We start from the raw sequence: 308 nt of genomic DNA, 5'->3' as shown, positions 1-308 counted from the left end.
AGCTGGCGAGCGCCCATGTTGAGACATGGCGCTCGATGCGCGAGACAACACGCCAATGCCAAGGTGTCGCCCGTCAGATCGTTGATGCCCTTGAGCAGCTTCGCCGCGACGGCCATCAAACGAAACGGTTCGAGGATCAGTTCAACCGTCTGGTGCCTCATTTTCATGAGCAGCGTTCGCAGCCTGAATATCTGGCTCAGCTCGTTGAGCTGTTAAACGATGTGCTGGCGCTCTACGCCCATTTGAGACCGATCAGGAATGTGCATATCCTGATAATAAAGAAACAAATATGTCCCCCACACAGGACA

General features: G+C 53.9%; 1 protein-coding gene. It reads left to right on the top strand.

What is annotated here, in order from left to right:
• Positions 1-35: 35 nt before the first annotated feature.
• A partial coding sequence (locus HBA93_RS20230) for a hypothetical protein (RefSeq protein WP_221724467.1) occupies positions 36-308 on the top strand: 273 nt, incomplete at its 3' end.

The sequence above is a fragment of the Ochrobactrum sp. SFR4 genome (assembly GCF_019730395.1).
GTDB lineage: Bacteria > Pseudomonadota > Alphaproteobacteria > Rhizobiales > Rhizobiaceae > Pseudochrobactrum.
Note: the sequence above shows the minus strand (reverse complement) of the source record. Positions and strands in the feature narration are given on the sequence as shown.